Genomic DNA, 17,062 nt, shown 5'->3' with positions numbered 1-17,062 from the left:
GCCGATCACGGTGGGCGACTAGCCGATCACCGTGAAGGTGGGGGCGATGGTGTTGAACAGCCTGTTCCGCCCCATCTCCTCCTGCTCGGTCGGGAACACGACCTCCACCACCCACAGGTCCGCGCCGCGCGGCAGCACCCGGGAGTACCGCGAGCGCCGGAGGTCCGGGCCGGCGTTGTCGGAGGCGCGGCCCAGGACCGTCGCCTTCTCCACGGTCCGGTAGCTGTACTGCACCGGGTTCTCCGGCCCGGGCGGGTCCAAGGGGTCGGTGACGTCGGTCGCCTCGCCGAAGTACTGGTCCTCGGCCCACCGGGACCGGACCAGCGAGATGTACTCGTCCGCCGTGCGCTTCGGGTAGTAGTCGGCGAACCGCTGCACGGTCACCTCGTACGCGCCGGTCGGCTCGACCAGGTGCACCACGGTGCTGGGCACCAGGCCCTTGTTGGCCCGCTGCTCCAGGAAGCTCGTCCAGTCCGCGCCCACCTCGATGGTGAACTCCGCCCCCTGCTCCCCGTTCGCGGTCGCCGCCGCGGCGCTGGTGACGCGGAGCGGCGCCTCGTCGGTGAACGCGGGCAACGGCGGTGCGCCGACCGACGGCGGGGGCAGCAGGGACGCCCCGGCCAGCGTCCGGGTCAGCACGAAGCCGGCACCGCCGCCGATCGCGAACAGGACCAGCGCGGCGGCCGTGACCAGCGCCGTCAGCGTGGTGGCGCGCGGGATCTCCTGGGTGCGGGCGTCGGTCGCGAACGGCAGCGGGCCGGGGTCGGCGGCCAGCGGCGTGTCCGGCGGTATCGGCGGCTTGACCATCGGCGGTTCGACCATCGGCGGGCGGACGATCCGGACGACCGGTCTGGTTTCGGCGTCGGCCGGGAACACCTCGGCGCCCGGCTCGGGCAGCAGGGGGTGGACCGTGCGGCGGACGTCGGCCAGCGACATCCGGTCGGCCGGGTCCTTCGACATCAGGCCCGCCACCACCGGCGCCAGTGCCCCGCACACGGCGGCCGGCGGCGGGTCGCCGTTGATGACCTGGTTGACGGTCTGCATGACGTTCGTGCCCTCGTACGGCTGCCGGCCGGTCATCGCCGCGAACAGGGTCGCGCCGAGCGACCACTGGTCGGCCGCCTGCGACACCGCGCCGCCCGCCGCCACCTCGGGCGCGATGAACGCGGGCGTGCCCAGGGCGATGCCCCGGCCGGTGAGGGTGGCCTCGGCGACGTTCCGCGCGATCCCGAAGTCGGTGAGCTTGACCCGTCCATCGTCTGCGACCAGAACGTTTCCCGGCTTCACGTCCCGGTGCGTGATGCCGGCCCGGTGGGCGGCCTCCAGCGCGGCGGCGACGGCGTCGGCGACCACCGCGCCCTGCGCGGCGTCCAGCGGGCCCCGTTGGCGCACGAGGTCGGCCAGCGACTCGGACGGCACCAGCTCCATCACCACGTACGGGTCGCCGTCCACCTGCGCCACGTCGTACAGGGTGACCACGTTCGGGTGGGTCAACTGTGCCACCGAACGGGCCTCCCGCAGGGTGCGTTCCCGAAGCACGTCGGCTTCGGTCGCGGGCATCCCAGGCGGGACGAGGACCTCCTTCACGGCCACGTCGCGGCGCAGCACTTCGTCGTGCGCGGCCCACACCGTGCCCATGGACCCCCGGCCCAGGACGTGGCGCAGGCGGTAGCGGCCCGCGATCAGGCGCTCGGTCTCCACCCGCGCCATTGTCCACCAGCGTGGAACACTGACTGCATCGGTCACGGCGGTGAAACTCACATAGCCGTCGTACTACTAGTGGGTAACACTGCGGAGCATGATGGAGCCGACTGGCGAACTGGCGCTGGCCGCCGAATTCCCCGCGCCCGACCGGGCGCAGTGGTTGGAACTGGTCCAGGGCGTGCTCCGCAAGTCCGGCGCGGACTTCGAGTCGCTGGTGACCACCACCTACGACGGCATCCGCGTCCAACCCCTCTACACCGCCGCCGACACCGCCCCGCCGAGCGGCTTCCCCGGCCTGCCGCCGTTCACCAGGGGCAGCCGGCCGCAGGGCGCCGTCGACGGCTGGGACGTCCGCCAGCAGCACGTCGTGGCCGACCGCGGCACCGTCATGGCCGACCTGGAGAACGGCGTCACCTCGCTGTGGCTGAAGAACATCCCGGCGGACCGGCTCGACGACGTGCTCGCCGACGTCTACCTGGACCTCGCGCCGGTCGTGGTCGACGCGGGCGCGGACTTCCGGGCCGTCGGGCTGGAGATGCTGCGGGTCTGGGACCAGCGGCCGGTGCTCGCCAGTGAGGTCCGGGGCAACGTGGGCGCGGACCCGTTCGGGGTGCGGGCGCGCACCGGGGCGGACGCCGACCTCGCGGCACTGCGGGACTTGGTGGCGAAAGCCCGGGAATTCCCCGGATTGCGCGTGGTCGTGGTGGACGGGCTGCCGTTCCACGAGGCCGGCGGGTCCGACGCGCAGGAACTCGGCGCGTCGCTCGCGGCCGGTGTCGCCTACCTGCGCGCGCTCACCGAACAGGGGCTGTCGGCGCAGGAAGCCGTGCGGCTGCTGGAGTTCCGGTACGCGGCGACCGCCGACCAGTTCCTGACCATCGCGAAGTTCCGGGCCGCGCGGCGGTTGTGGGCGCGGGTGACCGAAGTCGCGCACGCGCCGAGCCCCCAGGCGCAGCACGCCGTCACGTCGCCCGCGATGATGACGCGCCGCGACCCGTGGGTGAACATGCTGCGCACCACGTTGGCGTGCTTCGGCGCGGGGCTCGGCGGTGCGGACGCGGTGACCGTGCTGCCGTTCGACCACGCGATCGGCCTGCCGGACGACTTCTCCCGCCGCATCGCCCGGAACACCCAGGCGTTGCTGCTGGAGGAGTCGAAGCTGGCGGGGGTGATCGACCCGGCGGGCGGCTCCTGGTACGTGGAGCGGCTCACCGACGACCTGGCGCACGCGGCTTGGGCGTGGTTCCGGGAGATCGAGGCGGCGGGCGGGCTGCCGCGGGCGTTCGACCTGGTGGCCGACCGGATCGCGGCCACGTGGGAGAAGCGCCGGGCGAACCTGGCGGACCGGACGGACGCCATCACCGGGGTGAGCGAGTTCCCGAACCTCAACGAGCCCGCGGTGGTCCGGGAACCCGCGCCGGAGGAGCCGTCCGGCGGGTTGCCGCGCATCCGTCACGCCCAGGCGTTCGAGGCGTTGCGGGACGCGGCGGACGCCGCCCCGGAGCGGCCCAAGGTCTTCCTGGCCACGCTCGGCCCGGTCGCGGCGCACACCGCGCGGGCGACGTTCGCCGCGAACCTGTTCCAGGCGGGCGGGATCGAGACGCCCCATGCCGGCGCGACCACGACCGTGGACGAGGTCGTCCAGCGGTTTCGGGAAAGTGGCGCGCGGATCGCGTGCCTGTGCGGCAGCGAGAGCGGCTACGCCGAGTCGGCCACGCCCGTCGAGCAGGCGCTGCGGGCGGCGGGCGCGGAGCGCGTTCTGTTGGCGGGCAAGGAGTCCGAGGCTCGGATCGACGGGCACGTGTTCCTCGGGTGCGCGGCGCTGACCATCCTCGAAGACACCTTCGACTTCCTCGGAGTGCAGCGATGATCCCGAACTTCGCCGAGATCGACCTCGGTGAGCCGACCGGCGCGACGGCCGCGCAGTGGCAGGAAGCGCTGCACGAGACCACCGGCAAGGGCGTGGACGCGCTGATGTGGGAGACGCCGGAAGGGATCGGCGTCAAACCGGTCTACTCGGCGGCGGACACCGAGGGCCTGGACTTCCTCGGCACGTACCCGGGAATCGCGCCGTTCCTGCGCGGCCCGTACCCGACGATGTACGTCAACCAGCCGTGGACCATCCGGCAGTACGCGGGTTTCTCCACCGCAGAGGAGTCGAACGCCTTCTACCGCCGCAACCTCGCGGCCGGGCAGAAGGGCCTGTCGGTGGCGTTCGACCTGGCGACGCACCGGGGCTACGACTCCGACCACCCGCGGGTGGCGGGCGACGTCGGCATGGCGGGCGTGGCGATCGACTCGATCTACGACATGCGCCAGTTGTTCGACGGCATCCCGCTGGACGAGATGTCGGTGTCCATGACGATGAACGGCGCGGTGCTGCCCGTGCTCGCGCTCTACGTCGTGGCGGCGGAAGAACAGGGTGTCGCGCCGGAACGCCTCGCGGGGACGATCCAGAACGACATCCTCAAGGAGTTCATGGTCCGCAACACCTACATCTACCCGCCGCGCCCGTCGATGCGGATCATCTCGGACATCTTCTCGTTCACCTCGCGGCGGATGCCGAAGTTCAACTCCATCTCGATCTCCGGCTACCACATGCAGGAAGCGGGCGCGACGGCCGACCTGGAGCTGGCCTACACGCTCGCGGACGGCGTCGAGTACCTGCGGGCGGGCCGGGGCGCGGGTCTGGACGTCGACGCGTTCGCGCCGCGCCTGTCGTTCTTCTGGGCCATCGGCATGAACTTCTTCATGGAAGTCGCCAAGATGCGCGCCGCGCGGCTGCTGTGGGCGAAGCTGGTCAAGGGTTTCGAGCCGAAGTCGCCGAAGTCGCTGTCGCTGCGGACGCACTGCCAGACGTCGGGCTGGTCGCTCACCGCGCAGGACGTGTTCAACAACGTGGCCCGCACCTGCGTGGAGGCGATGGCCGCGACCCAGGGGCACACGCAGTCCTTGCACACCAACGCGTTGGACGAGGCGCTGGCGCTGCCGACCGACTTCTCCGCGCGGATCGCCCGCAACACCCAGCTCCTGTTGCAGCAGGAGTCGGGCACCACGCGGGTGATCGACCCGTGGGGTGGGAGCGCGTTCGTGGAGCGCCTGACCCACGACTTGGCGCACCGGGCTTGGGCACACATCGCGGAGGTCGAGGCGGCGGGCGGGATGGCGCAGGCGATCGACGCGGGCATTCCCAAGCTGCGCATCGAAGAGGCCGCCGCGCGCACCCAGGCCCGCATCGACTCCGGCCGCCAGCCGGTGATCGGCGTGAACAAGTACCCGGTGGAGTTCGACGAGCAGATCGACGTGCTCAAGGTGGACAACGCCGGGGTGCGCGCGCAGCAGCTCGCGAAACTGGCCCGGTTGCGCGAAGAACGCGACCAGTCCGCTGTGGACAGTGCGTTGAACGCTTTGACGCGGGCGGCCGACGCGGACGGGAACCTGCTGGAGCTGGCCATCGACGCCGCGCGCGCGAAGGCCACGGTGGGCGAGATCTCCGAGGCGCTGGGCAAGGTCTGGGGCCGGCACTCCGCGCAGATCCGCACCATCACGGGCGTGTACCGCGAGGAGGTCGGTGCCGTGTCCAACGTCGACGCCACCCGGGAGGTCGTGGAGACGTTCGCCGAGGAAGAGGGGCGTCGGCCGCGCATCCTGGTCGCCAAGATGGGGCAGGACGGGCACGACCGGGGGCAGAAGGTGATCGCCACCGCGTTCGCCGACCTCGGTTTCGACGTGGATGTCGGCCCGCTGTTCCAGACGCCGGACGAGGTCGCGCGGCAGGCCGTGGAGGCCGACGTGCACATCGTCGGCGTGTCCTCGCTGGCGGCCGGGCACCTGACGCTGGTGCCGGCGCTGCGGGCGGCGCTGGCCGAGCTGGGGCGCGAGGACATCATGATCGTGGTCGGCGGTGTCATCCCGTCGCAGGACTTCGACGCGCTGCGGGAGGCCGGGGCGGCGGCGATCTTCCCGCCCGGCACGGTCATCGCGGACGCGGCGGGCGATCTGCTGCGCAAGCTCGCCGGGCAACTGGGGCACGCCGACCTCGGGCGTGGCGACCTCGGGCGTGGCGACTCGGAGCGTGGCGGCCCCGGGCGTGGCGACTCGGAGCGTGGCGGCTCCGGGCGTGGCGACTCGGGGCGTGGCGACTCGGGGCAGGGCGATCACGGGCGTGGCGGCCCGGAGCGTGGCGATCTCGGGCGTGGCGATCTCGGGCATGGCTAGGGCCGTCGACGTGGGCGAGTACGCGAAGGGCGTGCTCGCCGGGAACCGGAGCACGCTGGCGCGCTCCATCACGCTGGTCGAGTCGACCCGCGCCGATCACCGCGCGCGGGCGCAGGAGCTGCTGGTGGAGCTGCTGCCGCACTCGGGCGGGGCCCACCGGATCGGCGTCACCGGGGTGCCGGGGGTCGGCAAGTCGACGTTCATCGACGCGTTCGGCTCGATGCTGACCGAGCGGGGCCACCGGGTGGCGGTGCTGGCGGTGGACCCGTCGTCGACCCGCACCGGCGGCTCGATCCTCGGCGACAAGACCCGGATGGCCCGGCTCGCCGTGGACCCGGCCGCGTTCATCCGGCCCTCGCCGACGTCCGGGACGCTCGGCGGGGTCGCCAAGGCGACGCGGGAGTCGATCGTCCTCGTGGAGGCGGCCGGCTACGACGTGGTGCTGGTCGAGACGGTCGGTGTGGGGCAATCCGAGATCGCGGTGGCGAATATGACGGATTGTTCACTTTTTCTGACACTCGCGCGCACCGGCGATCAACTCCAGGGCATCAAAAAGGGCGTTCTGGAACTCGCGGACGTGATCGCGGTGAACAAAGCCGACGGCCCGCACGAGCCGGACGCCCGGAAGGCGGCCCGCGAGCTTGCGGGTGCACTGCGGATGCTGCGCCCGCCGAACGCGGTGTGGCGCCCGCCGGTGCTCACCTGTAGCGGGCTGACCGGAGTCGGTCTGGAAACTGTCTGGGAGCAGATCGTCAAGCATCAGACGGTTCTGCGGGATGCCGGCGAACTCGCCGAACGCCGTCGTCGTCAACAGGTCGACTGGACCTGGGCGATGGTCAACGATCAGTTGCTCAACAGTCTGCGGTCGAACGGATCGGTGCGGGCGCTGGTGCCGGAGTTGGAGCGGCAGGTGCGGGACGGCGAACTCACCGCGACGCTGGCCGCGGAGCGGATCCTGGCCGCGTTCACCGGCCGTGAGGGTGATACCGGTTTGAGTGACCGCTGACAGTGGTATCCGGGCAGCGTGGTGACTAGTCTTGGTGACCGTGACCATGTGGCGATCTGTGCTCGCGGCGTGCCTCTTCGTGTTGGCCGGTGCGTTTGTCGTGACCGGAGTGGCGAACGCCACTCCGCCCGCGCACGTCGACCAGGTCGCCGCCGCCCAGCCGACTGAATCGGTTTCTCCAGGACCGGACATCCAGGCACCACAGCAGACCGATCCGAGCGTTGGCGCCGAGACCAGGAAAAAGTTGTGGATCGGTGGTATCGCGGTGGTGCTGTTCGCCCTCGTTTACTGGCGTAACAAGAAACGCTGGGACAAGTGGCGAAAGGCCAAGAAAGCCGGCTGAGGGGTCGTGGGGGCGACCTGAATCTCAGTACCTGAGATTCACTCATCGTTATATGGTCCCCCTGTAGGGGCTCCTGCGCAGACTTGATCGGTCTGACCGAAACTCGCGCACCGCTTGGCGCAGCCGTGCGACCGGCCGGCGGTTGATCAACGCGAGCGGCGACAGGGCTGCCAGGGCTTGATGCAGGATGGACGCAAATGGGTACCGACTTCAGGATGAGGACGCGCTCGGCCGTCGAGCGGTATTCGAATGCGCTGGTAGGCCTCTCGCACAGCATCCACGCGGAGCCTGAGACGGCATTCGCGGAGCACCGCAGCGCGGCCAAGGTGGCCGATCTGCTCGCCGCCGAGGGCTTCGAGGTGGAGCGCGCCGTCGCCGATCTGGAGACGGCGTTCACCGCTTCTTACGGCTCCGGGGACCTCGTGCTGGGCCTGTGCGCCGAGTACGACGCGTTGCCCGAAGTGGGGCATGCCTGCGGGCACAACGTCATCGCCGCCGCGTCGGTCGGGGCGGCGCTCGCCCTGCGCGACGTGGCCGACGAGCTGGGCCTCACGGTCCGGGTCATCGGCACGCCCGCCGAGGAGGTCGGCGGCGGCAAGGTGCTGATGCTCGAACGCGGCGTGTTCGACGACGTGTCCCTGTCGATGATGGTGCACCCCGCTCCGTACGAGGCGATCGCGGCCCGTTCGCTCGCGATCACCGATGTCGAGGTGCACTACACCGGCAAACCGTCGCACGCCGCCGCCGCGCCGCACCTGGGTGTGAACGCGGCGGACGCCATCACCGTCGCCCAGGTCGCCATCGGCCTGGCGCGGCAGCACCTGGAGCCCGGCCAGATGGTCAGCGGCATCGTCACGCGCGGCGGCACCGTGCCCAACGTGGTGCCCGCCCGCACGTCGGCGATTTTCGACCTGCGCGCCGAGAACCTGGAGTCCCTGAGCCGGCTGGAGGAGCGGATCAACCGCTGCTTCTCCGCCGGCGCCCTGGCCACCGGCTGCACGCACGAGGTCGTCAAGGTCTCGCCCGTCTACGCCGAGCTCACCCCCGACCAGTGGCTGGCCGACGCCTACCGGCGTGCCGTCACCGAGTTGGGGCGCACGCCGCTGAGCCCCGCCGAAGAGCGGGGCCGGCGCATCGGCAGCACCGACATGGGGAACATCACCCGTGCGCTGCCCGCCATCCACCCGACCATCGCCATCGACTGCGGAGACGCGGTGAACCACCAAATCGAGTTCGCGACCGCCTGTGCGTCGGCCTCCGCCGACCGAGCTGTGCTCGACGGGGCGCTCGCCCTTGCCTGGACAACCATCGCCGCCGCCACTGACGACGCGCAGCGGAACCGGCTCGTGCGCGGTGTGGCATGACGGTTCTCGACTCGCGCCCGGAGTTGCCGGGAGAGGAGGATTCCGAGGTGCTGTTGACCGAACGCGGGGTCAGCATTGCCCCTGTGGATGATCCCGGCGAGGGGCGAGGCCCCTCCTGGCTGGACGACTGGCTGACCGCCAACGCCTCAGAGGTGGTCGCCTGGCGCCGGCACATCCACGCCCATCCCGAACTGTCCAGGAAGGAGTTCGCGACCACCGAGCTGATCTCGGACGTGCTGCGCTCGGCCGGCTTGAAGCCCCGCGTGCTGCCCGGCGGGACAGGCCTGGTGTGCGACGTCGGCAGCGGACCACGCTGCGTGGCGTTGCGCGCCGACATCGACGCCCTGCCGCTGAGCGAGAACACCGGCGCGCCCTATTCGTCCACTGTGGATGGTGCGGCGCACGCCTGCGGGCACGACGCGCACACGACCGTCCTGTTGGGGGCGGCCTTGGCGCTGGCCTCGGCCACCGAACTGCCCGGCCGGGTGCGGCTGGTGTTCCAGCCGGCTGAGGAGGTGATGCCCGGTGGGGCGCTGGACGTGCTCGCGGCCGGCGGGCTGGACGGGGTGGAGCGGATCTTCGGGCTCCACTGCGACCCCCGCTTGCCGGTGGGGCGGATCGGCACCCGGATCGGGGCCATCACGTCGGCCAGCGATCTGCTGGAGCTGCGGCTGACCTCGCCCGGCGGCCACACCTCCAGACCGCACCTGACGGCCGACCTGGTGCACGCGCTGGGGACGGTGATCACCGGGTTGCCGACACTGCTGTCCCGGCGGGTCGATCCCAGGTCCGGGACCGTGCTGGTCTGGGGTGCGGTGCACGCTGGGGAAGCCGCCAACGCGGTGCCCCAGGACGGGGTTCTGCGGGGGACGTTGCGTACTGGGGATCGGGACATCTGGGCCGAGCTGGAGCCGCTGATCAAGGAGTTGACCGGGGCTCTGCTGGCTCCCACTGGGGTTGGCTTCGATCTGCACCACCGGCGTGGCGTGCCGCCCGTGGTGAACGATCGGGAGAGCACGATGTTGTTGCGGGCCGGGATCGAAGCGGCGTTGGGGGACGACGCGTTGGCCGGGACCGAGCAGTCCTCTGGTGGGGAGGACTTCGGGTGGTACTTGGAGCACGTGCCGGGGTCGTTCGCCCGGTTGGGGGTTTGGGATGGGGTGGAGAAGCAGCGTGATCTTCACCAGCCTGGGTTTGACCTGGATGAACGTGCTTTGCTGGTGGGGATTCGGGTGATGGTGCACGCGGCGTTGGCTTCGTTGGCTTAAGGGCTGCGTGGTTTGAGGGGGCTGGGGGTTTTGGCTTTGTGGTGTGGTTTCGGGGTGTCCGGGGTGCGCGGTCTGGGGCTGCGGTGCGCTCGGAGGTTGTAGTGCGGGGCTGGCGTAGCGCGGTCTCAGGTTGGTGAGCGGGAATTGTCGTACCCCCGTGGTTGGGTGTGTGTCGGGGGCGTTCAGTTCTAGGGGACGCCTGCGGAGCCTGCTCATCGGCTGTTGAGGCTGTTGATTGTTGCCGTGCGGGTCTCTTGGAGTGGAGGGGTGACTCGTCTGCTTCGGGTCGACTGCTAAAAGCGTCCTCGCCGGACTGGCAGGCCGCCAAGGATGATCACAAAGGCGGGACTCGGGCGTCGTGTCATCCCCGTATGACCTGGTCAAAGACCACCACCCTTGTCAGGGATGCGCAAGCGAAAAGCGTGCTTGCGCATCCCTGACAAGCGCGGTTGCCCTGCGGGCAGGCCATACGGGGATGACACGCAGCCCAGCTCGGGGTGTGCGCTGCGCGCGGCTTGGGGTGGTGGGCTTGGTGTGTGTTAGCCGGCTGGTTCGGTGATCTGTGGGCGGGCTTCTGGGGCTGCTGAACGTACTGCGTCTGCTGCTTGGTCGTTCGGTTCGGTTTGGGAGGCTCGTTCGGCTTCTACTCGGGCCGTGTAGACCTCTACCTCTCGGATGATTCTTGCCTCGTCCCAGTTGTGGACCTTCGCCATCAGTTCCGCCACGGGTAGTGCGCAGTCGACGCCTCGGTGGGGGTACTCGATCGAGATCCTGGTTCGTCGCGTCAGCACGTCTTCCAGGTGTAGCGCACCCTCGTGGGAGGCGGCGTACACCACTTCCACCTGGAGGTAGTCAGGTGCGCTCGGCACGGGTTTGAGCAGGTCCGGGTCTGCTGAGCCGAGGACCTCGTGCACCAGTGAGCCGTAGCGGTCCAGTAGGTGGCGTACTCGGTACGGGTGTAGGCCGTAGCGGGTTGCCAGTTGGTCTGCCTGGTTGACCAAGGCGTGGTAGCCGTCGGCTCCTACCAGGGGGACCTTGTCCGTTATGGACTGTTGGATTCGGCCGGGGATGTCCACCGACGCCGCGTCTACCGCGTCCGCGCCCATCACCCGGTAGGTCGTGTACTTCCCGCCGGCGATCGCTACCAGGCCCGGGGCTACTCGGGCGACTGCGTGTTCTCTGGACAGTTTGGACGTCGACTCGCTTTCGCCCGCCAGTAGTGGGCGCAGGCCTGCGTAGACGCCTTCGATGTCCTCGTGGGTCAGCGGTGTCGCCAGGACCGTGTTGACGTGGTTGAGGATGTAGTCGATGTCGTTCTTCGTCGCTGCCGGGTGGGCCAGGTCCAGGTTCCAGTCCGTGTCGGTTGTTCCCACGATCCAGTGATTGCGCCACGGGATGACGAAGAGGACCGACTTCTCCGTTCGCAGGATCAGGCCCGACTCCGAGACGATCCGGTCCCTCGGCACGACGATGTGCACGCCCTTGCTCGCTCGGACGCGGAAGCGGCCTCGGCTGCCTGACAAGCGCTGCAACTCGTCGGTCCAGACGCCGGTCGCGTTGATCACCGCGTGGGCGTGGACGTTGGTTTCCCGGCCGTCCTCGACGTCCCTCACGCGGACGCCCGAGACTCGGTCCGCCTCGTGCAGGAAGCTGATCACCTGCGTGGACGGCCGCACCACCGCGCCGTAGTGGGCGGCGGTCCGGCCGACCATCATCGTGTGGCGGGCGTCGTCCGCCTGGGCGTCGTAGTACCTGATGCCGCCGATCAGGGCGTCTCGTTTCAGGGCCGGCACCATGCGGAGCGCGCCTGCCCTGGACAGGTGCTTCTGGCCCGGCACCGACCGTGCGCCGCCCATCGTGTCGTACAGGAACAGGCCTGCCGCCGTGTACGGGCGTTCCCACACCCGGTGTGACAGCGGGTAGAGGAAGCTCACCGGTTTCACCAGGTGGGGTGCCAGTCGGGTGAGCATCAGTTCGCGTTCCCGCAGTGCCTCGCGGACCAGGCCGAACTCCAGTTGTTCCAGGTACCTCAGGCCGCCGTGGAACAGTTTCGACGAGCGGCTGGAGGTGCCCGATGCCAGGTCGCGGGCTTCCACGAGGGCTACCCGCAGGCCTCGGGTCGCCGCGTCGAGGGCGGCTCCGACGCCTACCACCCCGCCCCCGATGATCACCAGGTCGAAGGTCTCCCCGCCCAGGCGTTCCCAGGCTTGCTCGCGTTCGTCCGGACCCAGGCGGGCAGGGGCGGCGGGGTCTGTCGGCGGCTTGCGCGTGGCCACGGGTGAACGCCTCCCTGATACTGACGTGTGGTCCGACCAGGACTGACTGGACCACGTTACCCGGCGGTACGCCACCGTGGACAACTGATCAGCACCGCAACTAGCGTCACAGCACATTGTTGGGTGGGCAGCGCCGCCGGACCCCGGACAGTGCGTCGCCCCCTGCACAAAGGCAAGGAGGTCGGCGGATGGGCAGTGGCTCGATCTTCGTGTGGGAGACCCTCGGCACCGCGATCCTGATCCTGTTGGGCACGGGTGTCGTCGCCAACGTTTCCCTGAAGAACTCGCTCGGCAACAGCGGCGGATGGCTGCTGATCACCTTCGGCTGGGGCTTCGCGGTCTTCGCGGGCGCCAGCGTGGCCGCTCCGAGCGGTGCGCACCTCAACCCCGCCGTCACGCTGGGGCTCGCGGTCGCCGACCAGGTCGACTGGGGGAAGGTGCCGGTCTACTTCGCCGGGCAGTTGGTCGGCGCGTTCCTCGGGGCGGTGCTCGCGTGGCTTACCTACAAGCTGCAGTTCGACACGCATGACGAGCCGCGGAACACGCGGGGGATCTTCTGCACCGGGCCGACCGTCCCGAACGTCGGCTGGAACCTCGTCAGCGAGATCATCGGCACGTTCGTCCTGGTCCTCTGGATCCTGCTGAGTCCCGGTGCGAAGGTCGCCGAGGACGGCGTCCCGCAGTTCGGCAACTCCGCGCTGGGCTACGCGGCGGTGGCGTTCGTCGTCATCGCCATCGGCAACTCGCTCGGCGGACCCACCGGGTACGCCATCAACCCCGCCCGCGACCTCGGGCCGCGCATCGCCTACGCCGTCCTGCCGATCCGCGGCAAGGGCAGCGCCGAGTGGGGCTACTCGTGGATCCCGGTGGCCGGTCCGCTGACCGGCGGCCTGCTCGCCGCGCTGCTGTACCTCGCACTCCCGGTCTGAGGGCACTCCCGGTCCGAGGCCCGGTCCGGACCGCCCGTCTGAGGCAAGGAAGGACGCAGTATGACGAAGTACGTCGCCGCGATCGACCAGGGCACGACGTCGACCCGGTGCATGGTGTTCGACCACTCCGGACGCGTGGTCTCGGTCGACCAGAAGGAGCACCAGCAGATCTTCCCGAAGGCCGGCTGGGTCGAGCACGACCCCGACGAGGTGTGGACCAACACCCGTCAGGTCACCGCCGGCGCGTTGGCCAAGGCCGACCTGACCACGGCCGACATCGCCGCCATCGGCATCACCAACCAGCGCGAGACGGCTGTCGTGTGGGATCGCACGACGGGCAAACCCGTCTACAACGCAATCGTCTGGCAGGACACCCGCACGGACAAGATCTGCCAGGAGCTGGCCGCCCTGGGCGGCGGGCAGGAGCGGTACCGGGACAAGACCGGGCTGCCGCTCGCGACCTACTTCTCCGGGCCCAAGATCCGCTGGATCCTTGACCACGTCGACGGCGCGCGGGCCCGTGCCGAGGCCGGTGACCTGGTGTTCGGCAACATGGACACCTGGGTGCTGTGGAACATGACCGGCGGCGTCGACGGCGGCGTGCACGTCACCGACCCGACCAACGCGTCCCGCACCCTGCTGATGGACCTGGACACGTTGAGCTGGGACGAGAGCATCGCCGCCGACCTGGGCATCCCGCTGTCCATGCTGCCGGAGATCAAGTCGTCGTCCGAGGTGTACGGGCACGCGCGGGAACGCGGCGCGCTGGCGGGCGTGCCGATCGCCGGCATCCTCGGCGACCAGCAGGCGGCGACGTTCGGGCAGGCGTGCCTGTCGCCCGGCGAGGCCAAGAACACCTACGGCACCGGCAACTTCGTGCTGCTCAACACCGGCACCGAGAAGGTGATGAGCGAGAACGGTTTGCTCACAACAGTCTGCTACCAGATCGGTGCCGCGCCTCCGGTCTACGCGTTGGAAGGCTCGATCGCGGTCACCGGGTCGCTGGTGCAGTGGCTCCGCGACAACCTCGGCATGATCGGCACGGCGGCCGAGATCGAGCACCACGCGCGGTCCGTGGAAGACAACGGCGGGGCGTACTTCGTGCCCGCGTTCTCGGGTCTGTTCGCGCCCTACTGGCGTTCGGACGCGCGGGGCGCGATCGTCGGGCTGACCCGGTTCGTCAACAAGGGGCACCTCTGTCGGGCGGTGCTGGAGGCCACCGCGTTCCAGACCCGCGAGGTGATCGACGCGATGAACGCCGACTCCGGGGTGGCCTTGACGTCGTTGAAGGTGGACGGCGGGATGGTGGTCAACGAGCTGCTCATGCAGTTCCAGGCCGACATCCTCGGCGTGCCGGTGATCCGGCCGGTGGTCAACGAGACCACGGCGCTGGGCGCGGCCTACGCGGCGGGGCTGGCCGTGGGGTTCTGGGCGTCGGAGGACGACATCCGGCAGAACTGGGCCCAGGACAAGCAGTGGGAGCCGGCGATGGACGACGAGACCAGGGAACAGCAGTACCACTTCTGGAAGAAGGCGGTGACGCGGACCTTCGACTGGGTCGAGTGAGGCGCGGCTTCCGCCGGGCGGCGTGACCCGGGCCGCGGTGGGGCGTCGCCCGGGTGGGCGGCGCCCCGAGTGGTTCACGCCGTGCCGCCGCCACCGGTCTCCGGGGCGCCCTTGGGCTGCTTGATCGGCTGTGGCCGCACCGGCTGCGGTTCGGGTGCGGGCGCCGGCGGGTCGCCGAGGACGCGGAACCCGATCTCTCCCAGGATGGGCGTGTTCCGGCAGCGCAGCGTCGCGACGTAGACGCCGGGAGTCTCCCCGGCGCGGCCCATGCCCGCGATCCGGCCGAAGTTGCCGCCTTGCGTGAACTCGATCGGCGCGGCGAAGCCGGGTGACGTCACCGGGCCGTCCGGTCCGCCGATGCAGCCGGACATGCGGTCCGTGCTGACGGTCAACTCGCCGCCGGGCCGCACTTCGGTCGGCTCCAGGTACCAGCGGGGTGTGGGGTGCAGGATCGTGAATTGCGCCGACAGGGTCTTGCCGTCGCAGACGAGTGTCGCGGTGTAGGTCCCGGCCTGTCGCACCACCGGGCCTTCGCCGGTCAGGTCGTTCCGGTAGCCGTCCAGGGTGATCGGTTGGCTCAAGCCGGGCGAGGTGACCTGGCCGTACTCGCCGCAGGGGCCTGCCTGCGCGGTGATGCGACCGCCCCAGGCGGCTTCGGCGGGCTGGAAGGTGAGTCGTGATTCGGTGGTGGCTGTCGCGGTGGCGGTGGCGGCCGTCAAGCACGCGGCGGCCATGAGCGCCAAGGCGATCGGTCTTCGGCTCACGATGTCTCCTCGATCAACTTTGCGTAGACGATGATGTTGTCCTGATAGCTGCGCTCGGACTTGTCGAACACGCCCCCGCACGTGATCAGGCGCAGCACGGGCCCGGGTGTGTCCCCGTAGACGGCCTGGGTGGGGAAGCTGTCCTTGGCGACCTGGTCGACCTTCTCGACGGCGAACCGGACGGTGGAGCCGTCCGCCCTGGCCACGAGGACCTCGTCGCCGGGTGCGAGTTGGCGCAGCCGGTGGAAGATGCCGGGCCGCGAGTAGCCGTCGACGTGGCCGAGGATGATCGCGGGCCCCGGCTCGCCGGGCGCCCTCGCGTGGGTGTACCAGCCCGCCTGCATCGGCTGGTCGACCGGCGGCACCTCGATCGTCTCGTCGGGGTTGAGGCCCAGCGGGACGAGGGACGACCGTGCCCCGATCTTCGGGATGCTCACTTCGGTGGGTTCATACCGGGAGGACGGAGGGTGCGCCGGTGTGGTTGCCTGCGGCATACCCGTCCGGGTGGTGGACGGCGGCGTCACCGGGGGTTCCGGAGATCCGCAGCCGGTCAGTGCCAGTGCTGTGACGAGGACGAACGCGCTGGTTCGGGCCATGGGGAGAGCGTCCGCCCGCGTGGTGACGGGCGGTGATCGTCCCCTGAGGTCTACCTGATCGGGCTAGATGATTGATTCCAAGGGTTAGTGGTCGTAGGCGGTCAGGGAGCGCTTGATCGGTTGGCCGGTGTGGTCGTTGTGCCAGATGGCGGCGGTCAGGGCGAGGATGCGTTGCAGGACGCGGACGGCGACTCCGGCGGGTGTGCGTCCGCCGTGTCGTTCGAGGTCGAGTTGGGCCTTGAAGGTCTGGTTGATCGACTCGATGGTCTGGCGCAGTGGCTTGAACAGGGCGGCGCCGGGTCGTTCGGCCTCGCCCTTGCGGGCCGGGCGCAGCAGCTTGACGCCGGTGTCGGCCAGGTCGTGTTCGAAGTCGCGGCCGTAGTAGTGCCGGTCGGCGATCAGGACCTGGCCGGGACGCCCGGCCGTCAACGCGGGTTCGATGTCGAGGATGTCGAGCAGGGTGGTGCGTTCGTCGGCCTTGGCGCCGGTCAACGCGAAGGCGACCGGCAGGCCGCCGAGAGTGCACACCAGGTGCAGCCGCAGGCCCCAGAAGAAGCGGGAGTGCGAGGCGCAGTAGCCGTACTGCGCCCATCCGGCCAGGTCGGAGCGTTGCGCGGTCTCGCGGGAGCGGCCGCACTCGACCGGGGTGGAGTCGACCGGCCACACGTCGTCGGTCCACAGCGTGGTGTCGACGGCCAGAGTCCGGATCATGGTCTTGACCAGGTCGGCGGCGTTGCGCAGCCGCTTGTTGTAGCCGGGTTGGCGGGGCAGGTAGCGGAACAGGTGGCCCAGATGGGCGCGGGCGTGGCGTAACCAGCGGGCCTCGGAGGTGAACCCGAGCAGGGCCTGCATCACCGCCAGGGTCACCAGCTCCGCGTCGGTGAGTGTGGGTTGCAGGCCGACCTTCGGACGCCACGGCGCGAGGTGCGGCGCGGCCTTCAGCAGGTCGTCGGTCCTGACGTAGAGTGCGGTCGCGAGGGTGTCAATGTCGGTCGTCACAACCCGTACATCGACACCCTCGCCCCACG

At 70.1% G+C, this 17,062-nt stretch carries 12 protein-coding genes and 1 pseudogene; 8 read left to right on the top strand and 5 right to left on the bottom strand.

Translation table 11 applies throughout. From position 1 onward, the window contains the following. Nucleotides 1-18: 18 nt before the first annotated feature. Nucleotides 19-1,710, bottom strand: coding sequence for a serine/threonine-protein kinase (locus tag ACQPZF_RS37930; protein ID WP_433265433.1), 1,692 nt, complete (start codon nt 1,708-1,710; stop codon nt 19-21). A 91-nt stretch (nt 1,711-1,801) separates the two neighbouring features. Here ACQPZF_RS37930 and ACQPZF_RS37925 point away from each other — a divergent pair, with 91 nt between their 5' ends. The 6 genes and pseudogenes from ACQPZF_RS37925 (at nt 1,802) to ACQPZF_RS37900 (ending at nt 9,903) form a co-directional block, all read left to right on the top strand. After that, the gene (locus ACQPZF_RS37925; protein WP_433274898.1) at nt 1,802-3,574 is read left to right on the top strand and encodes a methylmalonyl-CoA mutase family protein; all 1,773 of its coding nucleotides are present in this window, start codon (nt 1,802-1,804) and stop codon (nt 3,572-3,574) included. Continuing rightward, nucleotides 3,571-5,727, top strand: a pseudogene (gene scpA / locus ACQPZF_RS37920) (methylmalonyl-CoA mutase); the annotation flags it as partial. The gene ACQPZF_RS37925 and the pseudogene scpA, both read left to right, overlap by 4 nt. Nucleotides 5,728-5,914: 187 nt before the next feature. Then, nucleotides 5,915-6,928 (top strand): methylmalonyl Co-A mutase-associated GTPase MeaB, encoded by a 1,014-nt coding sequence (gene meaB / locus ACQPZF_RS37915; RefSeq protein WP_433274896.1) that lies wholly within the window; start codon nt 5,915-5,917, stop codon nt 6,926-6,928. Nucleotides 6,929-6,962: 34 nt separating this feature from the next. Next, nucleotides 6,963-7,271, top strand: coding sequence for a hypothetical protein (locus ACQPZF_RS37910; protein WP_433265431.1), 309 nt, complete (start codon nt 6,963-6,965; stop codon nt 7,269-7,271). Between the two features lie 197 nt (nt 7,272-7,468). Further along, nucleotides 7,469-8,635, top strand: coding sequence for a M20 family metallopeptidase (locus ACQPZF_RS37905; RefSeq protein WP_433265429.1), 1,167 nt, complete (start codon nt 7,469-7,471; stop codon nt 8,633-8,635). Next, nucleotides 8,632-9,903 (top strand): amidohydrolase, encoded by a 1,272-nt coding sequence (locus tag ACQPZF_RS37900; RefSeq protein WP_433265428.1) that lies wholly within the window; start codon nt 8,632-8,634, stop codon nt 9,901-9,903. The genes ACQPZF_RS37905 and ACQPZF_RS37900 overlap by 4 nt, the downstream gene beginning before the upstream one ends. A gap of 539 nt (nt 9,904-10,442) precedes the next feature. Here the strand turns inward: ACQPZF_RS37900 and ACQPZF_RS37895 are convergent. Continuing rightward, on the bottom strand, nt 10,443-12,179 hold the full coding sequence (locus tag ACQPZF_RS37895; RefSeq protein WP_433265426.1) for a glycerol-3-phosphate dehydrogenase/oxidase: 1,737 nt from the start codon (nt 12,177-12,179) through the stop codon (nt 10,443-10,445). A gap of 188 nt (nt 12,180-12,367) precedes the next feature. Between ACQPZF_RS37895 and ACQPZF_RS37890 the strand changes: the two genes are divergently transcribed. Continuing rightward, the gene (locus tag ACQPZF_RS37890) at nt 12,368-13,108 is read left to right on the top strand and encodes an MIP/aquaporin family protein (RefSeq protein WP_433265424.1); all 741 of its coding nucleotides are present in this window, start codon (nt 12,368-12,370) and stop codon (nt 13,106-13,108) included. A gap of 60 nt (nt 13,109-13,168) precedes the next feature. Beyond that, on the top strand, nt 13,169-14,674 hold the full coding sequence (glpK, locus tag ACQPZF_RS37885) for a glycerol kinase GlpK (protein WP_433265422.1): 1,506 nt from the start codon (nt 13,169-13,171) through the stop codon (nt 14,672-14,674). Nucleotides 14,675-14,748: 74 nt separating this feature from the next. Here glpK and ACQPZF_RS37880 read toward each other — a convergent pair whose 3' ends face one another. From ACQPZF_RS37880 to ACQPZF_RS37870, 3 genes are all read right to left on the bottom strand, one after another. Beyond that, nucleotides 14,749-15,438, bottom strand: coding sequence for a hypothetical protein (locus ACQPZF_RS37880; RefSeq protein WP_433265421.1), 690 nt, complete (start codon nt 15,436-15,438; stop codon nt 14,749-14,751). After that, nucleotides 15,435-16,034, bottom strand: coding sequence for a class F sortase (locus ACQPZF_RS37875; RefSeq protein ID WP_433265419.1), 600 nt, complete (start codon nt 16,032-16,034; stop codon nt 15,435-15,437). Before ACQPZF_RS37875 ends, ACQPZF_RS37880 begins: the two co-directional genes overlap by 4 nt. A gap of 84 nt (nt 16,035-16,118) precedes the next feature. Then, a complete protein-coding gene (locus ACQPZF_RS37870; RefSeq protein WP_433265417.1) occupies nt 16,119-17,033 on the bottom strand; it encodes an IS982 family transposase in 915 nt (304 codons plus the stop codon). Nucleotides 17,034-17,062 lie beyond the last annotated feature (29 nt).

This window comes from Actinosynnema sp. CS-041913, assembly GCF_050942485.1.
In the GTDB taxonomy this organism is placed as follows: domain Bacteria; phylum Actinomycetota; class Actinomycetes; order Mycobacteriales; family Pseudonocardiaceae; genus Actinosynnema.
Note: the sequence above shows the minus strand (reverse complement) of the source record. Positions and strands in the feature narration are given on the sequence as shown.

Excerpts from the sequence above, each read along its gene's own strand:
- ACQPZF_RS37930 (WP_433265433.1), bottom strand. The coding sequence starts at position 1,710 with ATGGCGCGGGTGGAGACCGAGCGCCTGATCGCGGGCCGCTACCGCCTG.
- ACQPZF_RS37925 (WP_433274898.1), top strand. The coding sequence starts at position 1,802 with ATGGAGCCGACTGGCGAACTGGCGCTGGCCGCCGAATTCCCCGCGCCC.
- meaB (WP_433274896.1), top strand. The coding sequence starts at position 5,915 with ATGGCTAGGGCCGTCGACGTGGGCGAGTACGCGAAGGGCGTGCTCGCC.
- ACQPZF_RS37905 (WP_433265429.1), top strand. The coding sequence starts at position 7,469 with ATGGGTACCGACTTCAGGATGAGGACGCGCTCGGCCGTCGAGCGGTAT.
- ACQPZF_RS37900 (WP_433265428.1), top strand. The coding sequence starts at position 8,632 with ATGACGGTTCTCGACTCGCGCCCGGAGTTGCCGGGAGAGGAGGATTCC.
- ACQPZF_RS37890 (WP_433265424.1), top strand. The coding sequence starts at position 12,368 with ATGGGCAGTGGCTCGATCTTCGTGTGGGAGACCCTCGGCACCGCGATC.
- glpK (WP_433265422.1), top strand. The coding sequence starts at position 13,169 with ATGACGAAGTACGTCGCCGCGATCGACCAGGGCACGACGTCGACCCGG.
- ACQPZF_RS37875 (WP_433265419.1), bottom strand. The coding sequence starts at position 16,034 with ATGGCCCGAACCAGCGCGTTCGTCCTCGTCACAGCACTGGCACTGACC.